This window comes from Amycolatopsis sp. GM8 (genome assembly GCF_021653975.1).
Lineage (GTDB): Bacteria > Actinomycetota > Actinomycetes > Mycobacteriales > Pseudonocardiaceae > Amycolatopsis_E.
Window position 1 is genome coordinate 678,738 of the sequence record NZ_JAJKFK010000003.1, and the last position, 18,328, is coordinate 697,065.

Genomic DNA, 18,328 nt, shown 5'->3' on the forward strand with positions numbered 1-18,328 from the left:
TCCGTGATGAGGCGAGGATCGTGACTACCAGAACGGAAACCCATGAACGCGAAGAACCTGCAGGAAGTGTTGGACCAGAAGGGGAACACGGTCGAACTCCTGCGCAACTCCCAGCTGGGGGCCTACATCTATCCGGTCGTCCCCGCCGAGTTCACCAACTGGCGCCGTGAGGTCAAGGCCTGGAACGACGCGGCGGTGCTGTTCGACCAGTCACACCACATGGCCAACATCTTCCTCTCCGGCCCGGACGCGCTGAAGCTGATCTCCGACACCGGGATCAACAGCGTCGCCAAGTTCCCGGTGGACTCGGCGAAGCAGTTCGTCCCCGTCTCCCCCGAAGGCGGTGTGATCGGTGACGGCATCCTCTTCCGGCTCGCCGAGGAGGAGTTCGTGTTCGTCGGCCGCGCACCCGTCACGAACTGGCTGAGCTTCAAGGCCGCCAAGGGGTACAACGTCGACATCCGGCTGGACCCGCGGTCCCCGTCGCGGCCCTACGGCAAGCCGGTCACCCGCGACGTGTGGCGCTTCCAGATCCAGGGCCCGCGTGCCTGGGACGTCATCGAGAAGGTGCACGGCGGCACCGTCGAGCAGGTCAAGTTCTTCCGGATGGGCCACATGACCATCGCGGGGCAGCCGGTCCGCACGCTGCGCCACGGCATGGCGGGCGCGCCGGGCCTGGAGATCTGGGGCCCGTACGAGAGCTACGACCGCGTCCGTGACGCGATCCTCGAAGCGGGCCAGGAGTTCGGCCTCGAACCGTGCGGTTCGCGCGCGTACGCGTGCAACACCCTCGAGTCGGGCTGGATCCCCTCGCCGCTGCCGGCGATCTACACCCACGAAGACCTGCGCCCGTACCGTGAGTGGCTCGGCGCGGACAGCTACGAAGCGACCAACGCGCTCGCCGGCAGCTTCGTCTCCGACAAGGTCGAGGACTACTACCTCAACCCGTGGGAGCTGGGCTACGGCTCGTTCGTCAAGTTCGACCACGACTTCGTCGGGCGCGACGCGCTGGAAGCCATCGAACCGTCGACCCAGCGGCGGAAGGTGACGCTCGCCTGGAACGCCGAGGACGTCGCGCGACTGTTGTCCTCGCTCGTCGACGAGGGGCCCGACTACCAGTTCTTCGACCTGCCCAACGCCAACTACGGCTCGTCCAACTTCGACTCGGTGGTCGACGCGGACGGCAACCTCGTCGGGGTTTCGCTGTTCACCGGCTACAGCGCGAACGAGCGCCGCGCGCTGTCGCTGGCCACGGTCAACCCCGATGTGCCGCTGGGTGCCGAGGTCCGGGTCATCTGGGGCGAGCCGAACGGCGGGTCGGGCAAGACCACCGTGCAGCCGCACGAGCAGTTCGCGGTGCGGGCGATCGTGAGCCCCGCGCCGTACTCGGCGATGGCCCGCGAGAGCTACCACACCGGCTGGCGCACCGCGGTCGCCGTCTGATCCGGCTGGACGGTCAGCCCGGCGCGTCCGGCTGACCGTCCATTTCGGACTCCGTCTGGCGCAGCCGCCGCCAGGCGAGGCGGAACGGGTCACGGCCGGCCACCCGGCCGTTCCGGACGTCGAACCGCGCGGCGGCGAGCGCGCGCTCCGCGTCTCTCGCGTCCACCTGGTGTTCCTCGCAGCGGCTCAGATAAGTGCGGAGGCGTCGTCCCTCGTCCACATCAGGCAGCCTGCCCAGCCGCCCCGCGCGCGGCCAGTTCAGCGGGCACGGTTCACCGGGTCAGGCGACCGCGCCGGGGATGTCCGGTGATGAGATCATGAGGCATGCCTGACGAGCCGGAACGGCGGGTCATCGACCCGGAGGCGGTCGCGGTCGCGCTCAGTGGCCTGGGCGACCGCGCGGTCGTGCGGCAGTGGGCGGAGCGGTTCTCGGTACTGGCCGACCCGTCGCGGCTCACGCTGCTGGTGTGCATCCACTACGCGCGCGAGATCGCGGTGACCGATCTCGCCGTCGCGGCGGGCATGACCGACACGGCCGTTTCGCAGGCACTGCGGCTGCTGCGCGCACACGGGCTGGTGACCGGTCACCGCTCGGGCCGGGTGGTCCGTTACCGCCTCGCGGACGCCACCGTTCACGAGCTGATCCATCACGTGCGGCCCCATCCGGGGACGATGCCGTAGTCCCGCCGTGCAGGTACCGTTCGGGGCATGATCGGGCTACCCGAAGGAATCTCCGCCTGTCTGTTCGACCTCGACGGGGTGCTGACCGACACGGCATCCCTGCACCGGGAGGCGTGGAAGCAGACATTCGACGTGTTCCTGCGCGATCGGGACGGGGACGGTTTCCGCCCCTTTACCGCCGCCGACTACATCCAGCACGTCGACGGGCGGCCGCGGGCCGACGGCGTGCGTGAGTTCCTCGCCTCGCGCGACATCACCCTGCCCGAGGGCGCCCCCGACGACCCGCCCGGCGAGTCCACGGTCAACGGCGTCGGCAACCGCAAGAACGAGCTGGTGCTGCGCATCATCGCCGAACGCGGGGTCGAGCCGTACCCGGGTTCCGTGCGCTACCTGGAAGAAGCCCAGAAGGCGGGACTGACCATAGGCGTCGTCACCTCGTCCGCGAACGGTGCCTCCGTGCTCGACGCGGCCAACCTGACCCGGTTCGTGCAGGCCAGGGTCGACGGGATCGTGATCAGGCGGGACGGCCTGCGCGGCAAGCCCGCGCCGGACTCCTTCCTCGCCGGCGCCAAGGCGCTGGGCGTCGTCGCCGGGCAGGCCGCGGTGTTCGAAGACGCACTCGCGGGCGTCCAGGCGGGCCGGGCCGGCGAGTTCGGTTACGTTGTCGGGGTGAACCGCGCCGATCAGGCGGACGAACTGCGTGCCCACGGCGCCGATGTCGTGGTGGACGATCTGGCGGACCTGCTGGGAGCCCAGGCATGACCGACGAATTCAGGGGTTACGAAACCGCGCCGTGGCAGCTGTGCTGGCGGGGGCTCGCCGTCGACCAGCTGCAGCGCACCGAGTCGACGTTCGCGCTCGGCAACGGGCACATCGGGGTGCGCGGCACGCTGGAGGAGGGTGAGCCGCGCGGGCTGCCGGGGACCTATCTCAACGGGTTCTACGAGGAGCACGAGCTGCCCTACGCCGAGGGGGGCTACGGGTATCCCGAGGCCGGGCAGACCGTGGTCAACGTGACCGACGGCAAGATCATCCGGCTGCTGGTCGAAGACGAGCCGTTCGACATGCGCTACGGCCAGGCCGTCGTGCACGACCGCACCCTCGACTTCCGCACCGGCACGCTCACCCGCAACACCGAATGGATCTCCCCCACCGGCCGGCACGTGCGGGTGCGCACGCAGCGGCTGGTCTCGTTCACGCAGCGGGCCGTGGTCGCGATCCGGTACGAGGTCGAGCCGCTCGACGGCGACACGCAGGTGGTGTTGCAGTCGGACCTGCTGGCCAACGAACCCATCGAGTCCGACACGAGCGACCCGCGGGTGGCCGCCGCGCTGCAGAACCCGCTGGAGAACGAGTTCTCGTTCGCCGAGGGCTACCGGGCGGCGCTCGTGCACCGGACGCGGCGGTCCGGGCTGCGGATGGCCGCGGCGATGGACCATCTCATCGAGTCGCCCGACGGCCTGCGCACCACGATCGACGTCGAGGACGACCTCGCGCGGCTGACCATCGCCGTCGACGTGCCGCACGGAAAAGTGTTGCGGCTGACCAAGTTCCTCGCCTACGGATGGTCCGCGCAGCGGTCGATCCCCGCGCTGCGGGCGCAGGTCGACGCCGGTCTCGCGGGCGCGGTGCAGACCGGCTGGGACGGCCTGCTGGCCGAGCAGAAGGCGTACCTCGACGATTTCTGGGACACCGCGGACATCCAGGTCGACGGCGACCCGGAACTGCAGCAGGCGACCCGATTCGCGCTGTTCCACATCCTGCAGGCCGGGGCCCGTGGCGAGAGCCGCGCCATTCCCGGCAAGGGGCTGACGGGTCCCGGCTACGACGGGCATGCGTTCTGGGACACCGAATCCTTCGTGCTGCAGGTGCTCACGTACACGCTGCCCGAAGCCGCACGGGACGCGCTCAGCTGGCGTCACTCCACTTTGGACAAGGCACGGGATCGGGCCGCACAGCTGGGCTTGCGGGGCGCGGCCTTCCCGTGGCGCTCGATCAACGGTGCCGAATGCTCGGCGTACTGGCCGGCGGGCACCGCCGCGTTCCACGTGAGCGCCGACATCTCCGACGCCGTGGCCCGCTACCTGGCCGCCTCGGCCGATGAGGAGTTCGAACGCGGCTGTGGCACGGAGATCCTGACCGAGACGGCACGGTTGTGGATGTCGCTCGGACATTTCGACTCGCACAACCGGTTCCGGATCGACGGCGTGACGGGACCGGACGAGTATTCCGCGGTCGCGGACAACAACGTCTACACCAACCTGATGGCGCGGCGGAACCTGCGCGAGGCCGCGGCGTCGTGCACCCGGCTGCCGGAGATCGCCGACCGGCTAGGCGTGACCGAGCAGGAGATCGCGAAGTGGCGTGACGCCGCCGCGCGGATGTTCGTTCCCTACGACGAAGAACTTCAGGTGCATCCGCAGTCCGAGGGCTTCACCGAGCACCTGGACTGGGAATTCGCGAACACGCCGATGGCGGACTATCCGCTGCTGCTGCACTACCCCTACTTCGATCTGTACCGGCGGCAGGTCGTGAAGCAGGCGGATCTCGTGCTGGCGCTGCATTTGTGCGGAGACTCCTTCACGCCGGAGGAAAAGGCGCGGAACTTCGCCTACTACGAGGCCCGCACCGTGCGCGACTCGTCCCTTTCGGCCGCCACCCAGTCCGTGATCGCGGCGGAGGTCGGGCATCTGGACCTGGCGTACGACTACCTGGGCGAAGCCGCGCTCACCGACCTGCACGACGTGCACAACAACGTCCGAAATGGACTGCACATGGCCTCGCTCGCCGGGGCGTGGCTCGGTTTCGTCGCCGGGTTCGGCGGGATGCGGGACCACGACGGCGAGCTCACCTTCGCGCCCCGGTTACCGTCCAATTTGGATCGGCTCGAGTTCAGGATGTGCTTCCGGGGCAGCAAGTTCGCGGTCGAGATCCACGCGGACCGGGCGACCTACCGGCTGCTGGACGGCAAGCCCGCGGAGATCACGCACCACGGGACGCCGTGCACCATCGGCGAGAGCCCGGTGACCCTGCCGATCCCGGAGCTGCACCCTGGCACCGCGCCGCGCCAGCCCGTCGGCCGCATACCGTCACGCCGGCAACCCGAACGCCTCCGCCCGGCGCAGGGACTGCCGCAACCCTGACCCCGGGTGGTTTGCATTGGACGTCCTGAGCCGGACGGTCCACGCTGGCCTTTGACAGGCAGCTGACCGGAAGGAGTTCCCGATGTCCGAGGTCCGCGTCCACAATTTCGCGATCTCGCTCGACGGCTTCGCCACCGGCGAAGGCCAGGCCGCCGGCGCGCCGTTCGGGCATGCCGGCGAACGGTTGCACGAGTGGATGTTCGCCACCCGGTTCTGGCATCAGATGGTCGGCGACCGGGGCGGGAGCGCCGGCACCGACAACGCGTTCGCCGAGCGGTACGGCCCCGGGATCGGCGCCGAGATCATGGGTGCCGGCAAGTTCGGCCCGCCGGGCTGGCAGGACGATCCCGGCTACCAGGGCGCGTGGGGCCCCAACCCGCCGTTCCACACGCCGGTGTTCGTGCTCACCCACCGGCCGCGGCCCTCGATCGAGATGGCGGGCGGCACCACGTTCCACTTCCTCGACGCCACGCCGGGCGAGGCGCTCGCGCAGGCCCGCAAGGCGGCCGACGGTCAGGACGTGCGGATCGGCGGCGGGCCCACCGTCGTGCGCGACTTCCTGACCGCGGGACTGGTCGACCACATGCACGTCGTGCAGGTGCCCATCGTGCTCGGCCGCGGTGTCCGCCTCTGGAACGGCCTGGAGGCACTCGAGGAGACCTACGACATCGAGGCGGTCTCGACCCCGGGCGGCGTCACGCACCTGACCTTCACGGCCAAGCCGCGGTGACCGGGACCGAGCTACCTCGAGCCGGGTACTAAGCGGTTGGCGGCTCTACAGCCTGCTGCCCGGGAGCCGGCACATCGTCGTCCTGACCGGGAGCCCGCACCTCGTCCCGGTTCGCGACGTCGTCGACCTCGTCCGTCTTGTCGAGGTCGAGATCCGGATGGCGGAGCCGCGGGAAGCTCGAACCGAGCCCCTCGTCCGGCTCCGCCGTGCGCTTCTTGTCCTGATCCTGAGTCATGGCACCGGCTTACCGCATTTCCCCGAGACGTCAACCCGGCAACAATTCATCACGTGTTGATTTTCTGCCGCACGCGGCGCATCCTGGACACATGGTGTTGTCGAAGAAGCTCGCCAGGTTCAACCGCGTCGGGACCAACCGGGTGCTGGGCAGGATCGCCGGCCGGGCCCCGGGGTTCGGCAAGATCGTGCACCGCGGGCGCCGCTCCGGCCGCGAGTACCGCACGCCGGTGAACGTGTTCCGGGTGCCGGCGGGGTACGTCGTCGCGCTGACCTATGGCGCCGAAACCGACTGGGTCCGCAATGTCCTCGCCGCGGGCGGGTGTGAGCTGGAAACGCTGGGAAAGCTGGTCGAACTCACCCATCCCCGCCTCGTGCACGACGAGCAACGCCAAGCGCTTCCCTTCGGGGTCCGCCAGTTCCTCGGCCTGATCGGCGTGACCGACCTGCTGTATCTCGACCGGGCGTGAGCCTCAGTCCATCAGCTCCCGCAGCTGGCTCACGACCTCGACCCGCCGCTGCACACCCGGCTCGAGCAGCATCGCCTGCAGCGTGGTGACACCGGCCTCGGCGTAGGCGGCCAGCCGCTCCTTCACATAAGCGGCGGGCCCGATCAGCGAAATCGCCTCGAGCAGCTCCACCGGGACGGCCGCGGCGGCCTCGTCCTTCTTCCCGTCCAGGTAGAGATCCTGGATGAGCTTCGCCTCGGCCTCGTAGCCGTACCGGCAGGCCAGCTCGTTGTAGAAGTTCTTGCCCCGCGCGCCCATCCCGCCGACATAGAGCGCGACCATCGGCCGCACCCAGTCGATCATGTGCTTGACGTCCTCGCCGATCGCGACCGGCGCCCCGACCACGACATCGAGCTCGCCGAGCGAGGAGTCCCGCTTCGCCTTGCCCTCGGCCAGCGACGCGCCCCAGACACCCGCCGCTTTCTCCGGGTGGAAGAAGATCGGCTCCCAGCCCTCGGCGATTTCCGCGGTCATCGCGACGTTCTTCGGGCCCAGCGAGGCGAGAATGATCGGCACGCGCTCACGCACCGGGTGGTTGATCAGCTTCAACGGCTTGCCCAGCCCCGTGCCCTGCCCCTCGAGCAGCGGGATCTGGTAGTGCTTGCCCTCGTGCACGACCCGCTCACGGCGCCACACCTGACGGCAGATCTCCACGATCTCCCGGGTCCGCGCCAGCGGCGCATCGTAGCGCACGCCATGGAAACCCTCGATGACCTGCGGCCCGGACGCGCCGATGCCGAGCGAGAACCGGCCGCCCGACACGAAGTCCAGCCCTGCGGCGGTCATCGCGGTGAGGGTCGGGGTGCGGGTGTAGATCTGCAGGATCCCCGAAGCGAGCTCGACCCGCTCGGTCCGCGCCGCGAGGTAGCCGAGCTGGCTGACCGCGTCGAACGAGTAGGCCTCGGGCACGGACACGATGTCCAGCCCCGCCTTCTCCAGCTCCACGACGTCGGCCACGCTCTCGGCGAACCCGCCGGCGTAGTTGATCTGCGTCCCGATGCGCATCTGTGCCGCCCTCCGAACTAAGCACCCGCTTACCGCGCACCTTACCGCACGGACGCGACCCAGTCCCGCACCACGGCGTCGAGCACGCTCAACGGCAGGATCCCCTGTCCGAGGACCGTGTCGTGGAAGTCGCGGATGTCGAACGCCGCCCCCAGCGCCTGCTCGGCCTCCGCCCGCACGCGCTGGATCTCCAGCCGCCCCACCATGTACGAGAGAGCCTGCCCGGGGATGCTCGCGTACCGGTCGATCTCGAGTTCGATCTCCACCGGCGCCATCGGGGTGTTCGCCCGCAGGTAGTCCACCGCCTGCTGCCGGCTCCAGCCCAGCGCGTGCAGCCCGGTGTCGACGACCAGCCGCCCGGCCCGCATCGAGTCCTGGGTCAGCATCCCGAACCGCGAGACGTCGCTGGAGTACAGGCCCATCTCGTCGGCGAGCCGCTCGGCGTAGAGCCCCCAGCCCTCCACATAGGAATTGATCTCGGCGACCTTGCGCAGCAACGGGACGCCGTCGAGGTTCATCGCGGTGGTGAGCTGGAAATGGTGCCCCGGCACGGCTTCGTGGAAGGCGACGGCCTCGCTCACGTGCCGGAAGCGCTCGTGGGCCTGCGTCGTGTTGGCGAAGTAGACGCCCGGCCGCGTGCCGGCGAAGTCCGGCTGCACGTAGTACGCGATCGTGCCGCCGTCGGCCTCGGCGGGCGGCACCGGGCGCACTTCGCACTGCTGCGACGGCACCGTGCGAAACCATTGGGGCGCAACGGCTTCCGCCTGACGAATCGCCGAGCGCGCACCTTCGAGCAGTTCGTCGCCGCTATTCCAGCGCAGCGCGGGATCGGTCCGCAGGCGCTCGAAGATCTCCGGCAACTCGCTGAGGCCGAACACCCGCGAGCCCAGCTCGCGGTACTCCTCGGCGAGCTCGTCGATCATCCGGAGCCCGGTCTCGTGCAGCTCCCGCGCACCGCGGTCGGTGGTCGTGTGCAGGCGGATCAGGCTCGCGTACCGCCGCTCCCCGTCCGGCTGCCAGCACAGCCCGGCCTGCTCCTCCCCCAGTGCCCGCGGTTTCAGCTCGTCGTTCAGGAAATCCCGGTATCGCGCGAAAGCCGGGCGCACGACGTCGGCGAGCAACGTCTCCTGACGGTCCACATAGGAGTGTCCACTGAGGCGCAGCGGGTCCTGCTCCGGGTTCGCGAGGTACCGGTCGAGGAAGTCCGCACCGGCCTGCACGAGGAAGCCCGGCACCACGGCGGCATGCTGCCGCTCGATCACAGTATCCACAAGGGACGGAATGGATGCCAGGCGGGACAGGTATCCCTGGGCCTTCTCGTCGTCGTCGAGCGTGACCATCGGCAGCAGCACCAGCGGCGACAGCGCGGGCGCGCTGAGGGTGTCGCTGACCGAGAACTCGATCTCGGCCGCGTCCAGCCGGTCGATCGCCGCCCGCGCCTGCTGCACGAGGACACCGCGCGTCACCGAGTCACCCGCGGCGTCCTCGGCATGGCCGGCCAGCTCTTCGTACCGTGTGCGGAACCGTTGCTGCGACGCGGAACTCAGATCAGCCAGCCGCCCGTGATCACCGGGCAGGCCCAGCAGCGACGCCCGGAGCGGGTCCTCGTCGAACCACGTCTGGACGAAGTCGCCGGCGATCTCCTCGACCTCACTCATGCTGCTCGATCCAGCCGGTGACCACGGCGTCCAGCACGGACAGCGGCAACGCGCCCCCGCCGAGCACGACGTCGTGGAACTCGCGGATGTCGAACTTCTCCCCCAGCGCCCGCTTGGCGTGGTCCCGGATCCGCAGGATCTCCAGGCGCCCCACCATGTACGACAGCGCCTGGCCCGGGTAGGCGATGTAGCGGTCGACCTCGGAGTCGATCTCGACCTGCGGCATCGGCGTGTGCTCCCGCAGGAAGGCCACGCCCTGCTCCCGGCTCCAGCCCTTCGCGTGCAAGCCGGTGTCGACGACCAGCCGCCCGGCCCGCATCGAGTCCATGGTCAGCATGCCCAGCTGGGTCAGATCGCTGGAGTAGAGCCCCATCTCCTGCGCGAGCCGCTCGGTGTAGAGACCCCAGCCCTCGACGTAGGCGGTGAATTCGCCGATCCGGCGCAGCAGCGGCAGATCGGTCAGCGTCATCGCGGTGGAGAGCTGGAAATGGTGGCCGGGAATGGCCTCGTGGAAGGCGATCACCTCGGAGGTGTGCCGGAACCGCTGGGTGACCTCGTAGGTGTTGGCGAAGTAGGTGCCCGGCCGGGAGCCGTCGACGGCGGGTTGCATGTAGTACGCGGTGGGCGCGCCGGGCGCATCGGCCGCGGGCACGGCCTCGACGACCCACGGGTGCGGCGGGACCCGGCCGAACCACTGCGCGGAAGCCTCTTCCGCGCGAGAGATTGCCGCGCGAGCGGAGTCGAGTAGCTCGTCCTCGCTCGTCCAGCGCAGCGAGGAATCACTGCGGAGCCGGTCGAAGATCTCGGCCAGGTCGGTGGTGCCGAACACGCGGGAGCCGAGCTCGGCGTACTCGGCGGCCAGCTCGTCGATGATCCGCAACCCGGTGTCGTGCAGGTCGTCGGGCGTGCGCTCGGTGGTGGTGTGCGACCGGACGAGCGCGGCATACATCCGCTCGCCGCCGGGCAGCCAGCTCAGGCCGGGCTTGTCGGCGGGACGGCCATGCTGCACGATCTCGTTCGCCAGCACGTCCCGGTAGGCGGCGAACGCCGGCCGGACGGTGCTCTCGACCAGTTCGGCGCGCCGCTTGGTGAACTCGTCGTCGGGCATCGGCTGGCGCAGCAGCGGGTCGGCGGCGGGATCGGCGAGGTAGCGGTCGAGGTGATCGATCGCGGCGCGCACCAGGTGCTCGACCGGGACCCGGCCCGCGGCGACACCGCTGCGGTGCCGCTCAGCGGCCTGCTCCAGGTACTTCGGAATGGCCGCGAGGCGCCGCAGATGCCGCTCGGCCTGCACCGGCGTGCCGATGGCGATCATCGGCAGCACGGTCAGCAGGCCGGCCGCGGGCGCGACCAGCATGTCGGTGATCGTGTACTCGGCGCTGTGCGAGCTGATCCGGTCCAGCTGGCCGTTCGCCAGGCTGACCAGCACGTCGCGGGTGGTGCGGTCCTCGGCGGTCCGGGGTTCGAGCGCGAGCCCGCGGCTCGCGAAATCCTTGAGCACGGTGCGCTGTTTGGCCTCGGCCACGTCGCTGAGCTCGCCGATGCCGTCGCGATCGGACTCGATGCCCAGCACCGCCGGCCACAAGGGATCGGCGTCGAACAGTGCTTCCACGAACTCGTCGGCCAGCTTCGTCACCTCGGTCATGCCATGAAGACTAGCCACGCGGAGCGTGACCTTGGGGGGTGGTGGTCGGGCGAGGGGCCGGCGCTATGTCCGGGGGCGGCTCTCCGGTGTGAACAGGTAGCGTTCCGGGCTGTGGCCGTGACCGATCCCGTGGACGCCCGACTGCTCGCCGCACTCGCCGAGGTGGGCAAGGTCGCGGTGCACGAGCTCGCGGCGAAGGTCGGCATGGACCCCCGCGAGGTCGCGTACCGGCTGGTCGGCCTGTCCGGGAGCGGGTTGCCGTTGCTGGTCGGCGTGGAAAGCGACCCGAACGGGCTGCGCGCCGCGCTCGCCGGTGCCTGGCCGCCGCCCGTCGCGCCACCGGTCGCCCGCCCGTCCGGGCCGTTCCCGCCGCCGGCGCCGCCCGCCCCGCCTCCCCCGCAGCCGCGCCCGGTCGACCCGGTGATCAGCACCTGGGGGCCGCCGCAGACGGCGTCCTGGGCCCGGGGTGACCAAAAGGCCGCCGCTCCCGCGCGGCCGGCGGGCCGGATCGGGGACGCGCTGCCCGCACAGGGTCTCGACGGGGAGCAGCTGAGCATCCAGCTGCTGGAGGTGCAGGACCCGGCGGACTTCCTGTTCGGTGCCGCGGGTTACCGGCTCGACGCGGGCGAGCGGGCGATCGTCGTGCACACGGAGATCACCAACCGGGGCACGGTGCCGATCGCGACGCTGCCGGACAACTTCCTGGAGCTGATCACGGCCGGCGGCAAGGCGATCGCGAAGGCGCCGGTCTCGCTGACTTCGCGGCCACCGCACAAGATCGGCGTGCAACCGGGCGAAACCACCGGCGGCCACACGATCTACGTCCTGCCCGAGGCGACGCGCGTCGTGTCCGTGCGCTGGAGCCCGCGCCCGGAGCCGGACGAGCGCACCCTGACGTGGGCGCTGGACTGACGGGGACTCAGGATTCCGTTGCGTGTTCCGCCGGCAGGTAGCTGAACCAGTAGACGCCGCGCCCGCCGACCGCCACCAGCCGCTCGTCCGTCAACCACCGGCACTCGGTCAGCTCGCCGTCGAAACGCAGTTCGGTCAGGCAGGTCCCGTCGCCGCTGTCGTGGATCCGGAGAGTGCGGTCGTCGTCGGACACCGTGGCCAGCAGCGAGCCGTCGGGCGACCACGCGCCATCGGTCGCGGAAACGATCTCGGGTGCCTCGAATTCGGTTTCCCTGGTCCAGGAACCGGTGTTCCAGTACTCGATCGTGTCGCCGATACCGACCGCGAACCGGCTGCCATCGGGGAGGACCTTGACCTGGTTCGTACCCAGCCGCAAGGTCGCGATCGGGTCACCGGTCTTCGGCGCGACCACGTGGGCTGTCTCGTCAACGATCACCATGAGCCAGGCGCCGTCCGGCGCCACCACCATCGTGACATCAGCACTACGCCGGGCCGCGCGCCTGACCACCGGCCTCAGCAGCCGCGCCACCAACCGGTCTCGCCACCCCGTCGGCCGTAGTGGGACTCGCCGGGCGAGCCAGCGGTAGAGGGATTTCCGGGGCCTTGCCGGTTTCTCGCGAACCTTGACACCCGACTCGCCGGCTTCCAGGAACAACGGCGGCGCCCAGGTGTCCAGGTCCCACACCAGTATCCGATTCTCCCGATCCGTCGCGCACACGAAGGTGCCGCCCGTGGACAGGTCGCCGAGCATCGAGTCATGGGGATGGCGCAGTGTCCGGGATGCCTGCCAGTTGGCCGATTCACAGATCAGGATCTCGCTGTACTGTTCAACAGCCAGATAGCTACTGCCGACCGGCGCCAGTTCGTAGAAGCGGCCGGTGTAGTCCAGCTTCTCGCGAATACCGGAAGCAGGATCGTGGATCGTGATCGAGTCCCCGTTGTCGACCGCGAGCCAAGAGCCGTCCTGCGCGGCGACGCAGGCGTTCGCGGTGTCATTCACCGCCAGATGACGCACGTTGTACTCGTCGGCTCGCACCGGATTCCACAATCTCACGGTGCCGTCGTCGCTCGCCGAGGCCAGCACGGAACCGTCCGGCGAGAAGGAAAGCGCGTTGATCTCCGACAGATGCGCGCCGATCTGCGCCCGGGGACGCCATCCGGGCACATTCCAGAGAATGATCACTCCGTCTCGTCCACCGGTGGCAAGGATGCTGCCGTCCGGGGAGAAGACGGCCGTGGACAGATCGGTTGGCTGGTGCAGCATTCTCGGCGGCCGCGTGGGTTCCGTGAGGTCGTAGACGGAGAGTCCGGCGCTCTCGAGCCGCGCCGCCCACTTACCGTTCCGATCGACGGCGACGCCGAACAGGGAAGAGGTGGCCGGGTCCAGCCCGGTACGGGCCTCGGGGAGGAAGTCCCACGTTTTCCAGCGGTCGGCGAAGAAGCCGATTGCTTTTCCGCCCACGAGACTGTTGTCGTCACCGAATTCCTCGGACGTCTTGGCGAACTCGGTCGCCTTGAACGAGCGCAAGACTTTGGCGGCCTCGACATCCCAGACCACAATGGTCTTACCCAGACCCACGAGCGTGTGGCCATCGGCCGAAAAACAGTACCCTTCAACGTAGTTCTCGTGCGGGAGCAGCGCGCGAAACTGCCACTTGCCGGTGTCCCACAGCTGAATCTGGTTGTCCGGACCTTCACAAACCAGGAATTGCCCGTCCGGTGACAGCGCGAAGTCGGTGGTGTAGACGCCGGTCTCGATCAGCCGCACGAGCTGTCCGGTCTCGGGATGCCAAACCCGGATGCCGTCACGGGCGACGGAGACCAGGAAGCTGCCGTCGGGAGCGAACGCGCACCTGTCGACCCAGCCGTCGTGGCCGGACAGGACCCGGTTCAGCGCCGGATCCGGGAGGTCCGGCATCGCCCGGCGCGGGACGAGCCGCGGCCTTCCCGCCACTTCCGCTTCGGCCACCCGGCGAAGCTCTTCGAGCGCACCGGTTTGCGGGAGGCGCAGCGCGAGTGCGTTCACCACCGCGTGCTCGGGTTCGCCCGGAATCAGCAGATGTCCCTGCTGGTCGATGAACCTGCTGAGTTCCTTCGCGGCGTCGGTCCGCGCGAAGGCCAGGTCCTCGGCCACGGCGACCGGACCGAACCTGCGCAGTTTCCCGATGACCCAGTGCGGTGCGGTCACGAGCACGGCCAACTCGGCCGCGCGGCCGGCGCCTTCGAGATGGTAGGCGAGCCGGCGCCACAGGTACTCGGCCGACCTCGGCAGGGTCCACCAGCCGGCGGGCTCGGGAAGCGTCGCGGCCACCGCGTCCAGCAGGGCATTGTGGAGCCGCCCGAGGTGTTCGGGACCGCATTCGTGCCAGAGATACGAGCGGATGACATCGTGCAGCCGCACCCGCAGGCGACCGCCGGACCACGTGAGCAGCGACAGGTCGACCAGCTCCTGACACAGCAGCTCGCCCTTCTCCGGCGGCAGGCCCGCGGTCCGCTGCCACAGCAGCGCGGCCAGTTCCACCGGGATCTCGGCGTCCTCCGGGAAGATCGCGAGTTCCACGACCCGGCCGCGCTGATCGCCGAGCACGCCCAGCGACGACTCGAGCGTCGCCGCGACCGCCCGGTCACGGCGCGCCGAGTCGGTCACGTCGAGCGCCGACGGGCCGAGGTCCCGCAACCGCCGGAACAGCTGTTCCGCCGTCTCCCCCACATCGGCACCGTCGCGGACGGCGCGGCGCAGCGCGCCGTTCGCCAGCCCGAGCGCGAGCGGCCATCGGCCGGTGATGTCGAGCAACCGCCCGCCGACCGCGTCCGGCAGCCCGGGGACGCCCTCGGTCAGCAGCTCGCCGGCCTGCGGCCGGCTCATCTGGTCGACCTTGACGGTTTCGGCGTCGCCGGGGAGCAGGTCGGGAACCCGGGTCGTGATCAGCAGAGTGCAGCCGCCCGCCGCGGTGAGGAAGGGGCGGAGCTGCTCCGCGGTCCAGACATCATCGACGACCAGCAGCGACCTGCCCTTCGCCTTGAGGAGCTCGCCGAGCCGGATCCCGGCCTGCTCCGGGCTGGTCAAACCCGGTCGCTGCCCGCCGATGCGTTCGCTGATGTCGTTGATCGCGTCGGCGAGCGCGGCGCCGCGGACCTCCTGCCCCACGGTGACCCAGTCGATCCGGTCGAACGCCGCCTTGACGTCGGGACGGGCGCAGACCTCCGCCGCGAGTGTCGTCTTGCCGAAACCGCCCGCACCGGCGAGCCCCGTGGTGATCCCGAACTTGCGTCGCTTGCCGGCCAGCAGCGCGCGCACGATCGGACCGGTCAGTTCGGGACGTGCGACGAAGGTGCCGGTGCCCCCGGGCGGTGCGGGCGCGCCGAGCGGCTCGGCGATCGTCCGGCTCGGCGCCGCCCGCCAGGCTTCGAGCGCGATCCACAAGCCGGACAGCACTGCGAGCAGCACGAAGAACAGCCAGCTCCAGCCCGAAGTCAGCAGGTTGACCACAATGGCCACCGCGATGCTCACCGCGGTCGCCGCCGCCGGGACGACCTGCTTGCGCACCGACCTCACACCGACTCCAGACGATCGCTAGGTTTCCGCGCGCAGGATTTCCAGGGCGTGGGCCAGATCATCCGGGTATTCGGACTCGAACTGGACCCACCGGCCGTCGGCGGGGTGGGCGAAACCCAGTGTCCGTGCGTGCAGCCACTGCCGCGTCAGGCCGAGTTTCCGCGCCAGCACCGGGTCCGCGCCGTAGGTCAGATCACCGGCGCACGGGTGCTTCAGCGCCGAGAAGTGCACCCGGATCTGGTGCGTCCGCCCGGTTTCCAGCTTCACATCGACCAGCGACGCCGCGCGGAAGGCCTCGATCACCTCGTAGTGCGTGATGCTCGGGCGGCCACCGGCGACGACGGCGAACTTGTAGTCGTGCCGCGGGTGCCGGTCGATGGGCGCGTCGATGGTGCCCCGCGTCGGATCCGGGTGCCCCTGCACCACCGCGTGGTAGCCCTTGTCGACCGTCCGCTCCTTGAACGCCCGCTTCAGCACCGTGTACGCGTGCTCGCTCTTCGCGACGACCATCACGCCCGTGGTCCCCGCGTCGAGCCGGTGCACGACGCCCTGCCGCTCGGCCGCACCCGAAGTCGAGATCCGCAGCCCCGCCGCCGCGAGACCACCGACGACCGTCGGGCCGGTCCAGCCGGGGCTGGGATGCACCGCGACCCCGACCGGCTTCGACACCACGACGATGTCGTCGTCCTGAAAGAGCACCCGCAGCCCCGGCACCGGCTCGGCGACGACCTCGATCGGGCTGTCCGGGTCGGGCAGCGTCACTTCGAGCAGACCGCCCGCGGCGAGCCGCTCCGACTTCCCCACCGGCTTCCCGTCGAGCAGCACCTCGCCGGTCTCCGCGAGGTCTGCGACCACGGTGCGCGACAGCCCGAGCAGTTTCGCCAGCCCGGCGTCGACGCGCATCCCGTCCAGCCCGTCGGGGACGGGCAGCATCCTCGTGCTCACTTGCGGCCCCGCCGCGTCCCGTCGTACTCGACGCCCAGCAGGCTCAGCAGCACGACCAGGATCCCGCCGATCGTGATGCACGAGTCCGCGACGTTGAACACCGGGAAGTACTCGGCGTTGGGCCCGAACACCGAGATCCAGTCGACGACATGCCCTTGCAGCGGGCCGGGTGCGCGGAAGATCCGGTCGACGAGGTTGCCGAGCGCGCCGGCCAGCACCAGGCCGAGCCCGACCGCCCAGCCGGCCGAGCGCAGCCGCCCGGCGAACCAGATCACCGCGACCGCCACCCCGATCGCGACCAGGGCGAACACCCAGGTCAGCCCGGTCGCCATGGAGAACGCCGCGCCCGGGTTGCGGATCAGCTGCAGGTACACGACCCCGCCCAGGATCCGCACCGGCTCGTGATCTTCCAAAGTGGACACGACCACGATCTTGCTGACGATGTCGACCACCAGCGCGATGACCGCGACGCAGGCCAGCAGCACGACCCGCCGTCTGCCCGGCGCCACCGGTTCGGTCTCCGGCTGCGATCCTTGTTCGGTGCTCACCTGGCCATTGTGCCGGACGCCCTCAGACCAGGAACTCCGGCAGTGGACGAGGGTCGGGCACCGGCGCCCAGCGGCCGTCCGGCTTGCCGTAGGTCCACCGGGCACCGCGGGCGAGAACCTGCCGCAGCGCCAGCACGAGCCGGTCGATGTGCTCTGCCGTGGTGGCGAGCCCGAGGCTCACCCGCAGCGCCTGCGCGCCGCCGGTCAGCCGCGCCGTCGCGATGTGCGCGCAGAACGCGCCGTCCCGGACCCCGATGCCGTACTCGGCCGACAGGACCGCCGCGAGCCAGCCCGGCTCGTACCCGTCCACGGTGAAGCTGACCGTGCCAACACGGTCGCCGTCGTCGTCGAACAACCGCAGTTCGGACAGCCCCGGCACCGCCGCGAGCCCGCGGCGCAGGCGCGCCAGCAGCTCCTCTTCGTGCGCCACCACGGCATCCCAGCCGGCAGCGAGCCGCTCACAGGCGACGCCCAGCGCGTGCACTCCGACGGTGTTCGGTGAACCGGCCTCATGCCGTTCCGGTCCGGCGTTCCACACCACGTCGCGTTCGGTGACGAGCTTCGTCGCGCCGCCGCCCGCGAGGTACGGCGGCGCCGCGCGCAGCCAGTCGGACCGCCCGACCAGCGCACCCGCGCCGAACGGCGCGTACAGCTTGTGCCCGGACAGCACCACGTAGTCGACATCCAGCTCCCGCACGGAGATCGGCCGGTGCGGGGCGAGCTGCGCGGCGTCGAGCGCGATCCGCGCCCCGTGCCGCCGGGCGACCGCGGCGATCTCGGCGACCGGCAGCAGTTCACCGGTCACGTTGGACGCGCCGGTCAGCACGACCAAACGCGGCCCCGTCGGGCATTCCGCGAGCGCACTGTCCACAGCGGACACTGCCACCGCCCGCGTCCGGGGAGTCTCGACGCGCCGGACGTCCGGGCCACGCCACGGGAGCAGCGCGGCGTGGTGCTCGGTGTCGAACAGCACGACCGACGTGTGCCGCGGGACGCTGCGGGCCAGCAGGTTCAGCGCGTCCGTGGTGTTGCGGGTGAAGATCACGCTGTCGCCGGCGCGGGCGTGCACGAAGCGGCGCAGCACATCGCGGGTGCGTTCATAGACCTTTGTGGACACTTGCGACGCGAAACCCGCGCCGCGGTGGACACTCGCGTACCACGGCAGGAACTCGTCCACGGCGTGCCGCACGGCGTCGAGACAGGGCGCGCTCGCGGCGTGGTCCAGATTGGCGTACTCCACCGTCTCGCCGGTGACGAGCGGGACCTGGGTGGTGAGTGTGGCCGGAACGGAAGGCTGGCCCGCCTCCCCGGAATTCACT

The 18,328-nt window shown here is 70.2% G+C and carries 16 protein-coding genes; 7 read left to right on the forward strand and 9 right to left on the reverse strand.

What is annotated here, in order from left to right:
- Positions 1-42: 42 nt before the first annotated feature.
- Positions 43-1,443 (forward strand): aminomethyl transferase family protein, encoded by a 1,401-nt coding sequence (locus tag LOZ83_RS16545; protein ID WP_236791595.1) that lies wholly within the window; start codon positions 43-45, stop codon positions 1,441-1,443.
- Positions 1,444-1,456: 13 nt separating this feature from the next.
- On the opposite strand, the gene LOZ83_RS16550 is transcribed toward LOZ83_RS16545, so the two are convergent.
- Positions 1,457-1,609 (reverse strand): hypothetical protein, encoded by a 153-nt coding sequence (locus tag LOZ83_RS16550; protein ID WP_236791596.1) that lies wholly within the window; start codon positions 1,607-1,609, stop codon positions 1,457-1,459.
- 158 nt (positions 1,610-1,767) lie between these two features.
- Here LOZ83_RS16550 and LOZ83_RS16555 point away from each other — a divergent pair, with 158 nt between their 5' ends.
- From LOZ83_RS16555 to LOZ83_RS16570, 4 genes are all read left to right on the forward strand, one after another.
- Positions 1,768-2,124, forward strand: a complete 357-nt coding sequence (locus LOZ83_RS16555; RefSeq protein ID WP_236791597.1) for a metalloregulator ArsR/SmtB family transcription factor — start codon at positions 1,768-1,770, stop codon at positions 2,122-2,124.
- Between the two features lie 27 nt (positions 2,125-2,151).
- Entirely contained in the window at positions 2,152-2,886 is a 735-nt protein-coding gene (locus LOZ83_RS16560; RefSeq protein WP_236791598.1) for an HAD family phosphatase, read from the forward strand.
- The gene (locus LOZ83_RS16565) at positions 2,883-5,267 is read left to right on the forward strand and encodes a glycoside hydrolase family 65 protein (protein WP_236791599.1); all 2,385 of its coding nucleotides are present in this window, start codon (positions 2,883-2,885) and stop codon (positions 5,265-5,267) included. Before LOZ83_RS16560 ends, LOZ83_RS16565 begins: the two co-directional genes overlap by 4 nt.
- An 82-nt stretch (positions 5,268-5,349) precedes the next feature.
- The gene (locus tag LOZ83_RS16570) at positions 5,350-5,997 is read left to right on the forward strand and encodes a dihydrofolate reductase family protein (protein ID WP_236791600.1); all 648 of its coding nucleotides are present in this window, start codon (positions 5,350-5,352) and stop codon (positions 5,995-5,997) included.
- Positions 5,998-6,025: 28 nt separating this feature from the next.
- Here LOZ83_RS16570 and LOZ83_RS16575 read toward each other — a convergent pair whose 3' ends face one another.
- Entirely contained in the window at positions 6,026-6,232 is a 207-nt protein-coding gene (locus tag LOZ83_RS16575) for a hypothetical protein (RefSeq protein WP_236791601.1), read from the reverse strand.
- Positions 6,233-6,323: 91 nt separating this feature from the next.
- On the opposite strand from LOZ83_RS16575, the gene LOZ83_RS16580 reads away from it, so the two are divergent.
- On the forward strand, positions 6,324-6,701 hold the full coding sequence (locus LOZ83_RS16580) for a nitroreductase family deazaflavin-dependent oxidoreductase (protein ID WP_236791602.1): 378 nt from the start codon (positions 6,324-6,326) through the stop codon (positions 6,699-6,701).
- Positions 6,702-6,704: 3 nt separating this feature from the next.
- Here the strand turns inward: LOZ83_RS16580 and LOZ83_RS16585 are convergent, their stop codons facing one another.
- Genes LOZ83_RS16585 through LOZ83_RS16595 form a run of 3 tightly spaced genes read right to left on the reverse strand, consistent with a single transcriptional unit; the run spans position 6,705 to position 11,048 of the window.
- On the reverse strand, positions 6,705-7,745 hold the full coding sequence (locus LOZ83_RS16585; RefSeq protein WP_236791603.1) for an LLM class F420-dependent oxidoreductase: 1,041 nt from the start codon (positions 7,743-7,745) through the stop codon (positions 6,705-6,707).
- A gap of 41 nt (positions 7,746-7,786) precedes the next feature.
- Complete coding sequence (locus tag LOZ83_RS16590) at positions 7,787-9,403, reverse strand: DUF885 family protein (protein ID WP_236791604.1); 1,617 nt, start codon at positions 9,401-9,403, stop codon at positions 7,787-7,789.
- Positions 9,396-11,048, reverse strand: a complete 1,653-nt coding sequence (locus tag LOZ83_RS16595; protein ID WP_236791605.1) for a DUF885 family protein — start codon at positions 11,046-11,048, stop codon at positions 9,396-9,398. The genes LOZ83_RS16590 and LOZ83_RS16595 overlap by 8 nt, the downstream gene beginning before the upstream one ends.
- A gap of 111 nt (positions 11,049-11,159) precedes the next feature.
- Here LOZ83_RS16595 and LOZ83_RS16600 point away from each other — a divergent pair, with 111 nt between their 5' ends.
- Positions 11,160-11,960 (forward strand): AsnC family protein, encoded by an 801-nt coding sequence (locus tag LOZ83_RS16600; protein WP_236791606.1) that lies wholly within the window; start codon positions 11,160-11,162, stop codon positions 11,958-11,960.
- 7 nt (positions 11,961-11,967) lie between these two features.
- On the opposite strand, the gene LOZ83_RS16605 is transcribed toward LOZ83_RS16600, so the two are convergent.
- Genes LOZ83_RS16605 through LOZ83_RS16620 form a run of 4 tightly spaced genes read right to left on the reverse strand, consistent with a single transcriptional unit; the run spans position 11,968 to position 18,327 of the window.
- Complete coding sequence (locus tag LOZ83_RS16605; RefSeq protein ID WP_236791607.1) at positions 11,968-15,516, reverse strand: NB-ARC domain-containing protein; 3,549 nt, start codon at positions 15,514-15,516, stop codon at positions 11,968-11,970.
- An 18-nt stretch (positions 15,517-15,534) separates the two neighbouring features.
- Positions 15,535-16,461 (reverse strand): RluA family pseudouridine synthase, encoded by a 927-nt coding sequence (locus LOZ83_RS16610; protein WP_236791608.1) that lies wholly within the window; start codon positions 16,459-16,461, stop codon positions 15,535-15,537.
- Positions 16,458-17,009, reverse strand: a complete 552-nt coding sequence (gene lspA / locus LOZ83_RS16615; protein WP_236791609.1) for a signal peptidase II — start codon at positions 17,007-17,009, stop codon at positions 16,458-16,460. The genes LOZ83_RS16610 and lspA overlap by 4 nt, the downstream gene beginning before the upstream one ends.
- Before the next feature lie 22 nt (positions 17,010-17,031).
- The gene (locus LOZ83_RS16620; protein WP_236792103.1) at positions 17,032-18,327 is read right to left on the reverse strand and encodes an aminotransferase class V-fold PLP-dependent enzyme; all 1,296 of its coding nucleotides are present in this window, start codon (positions 18,325-18,327) and stop codon (positions 17,032-17,034) included.
- Between the last annotated feature and the right edge of the window lies 1 nt (position 18,328).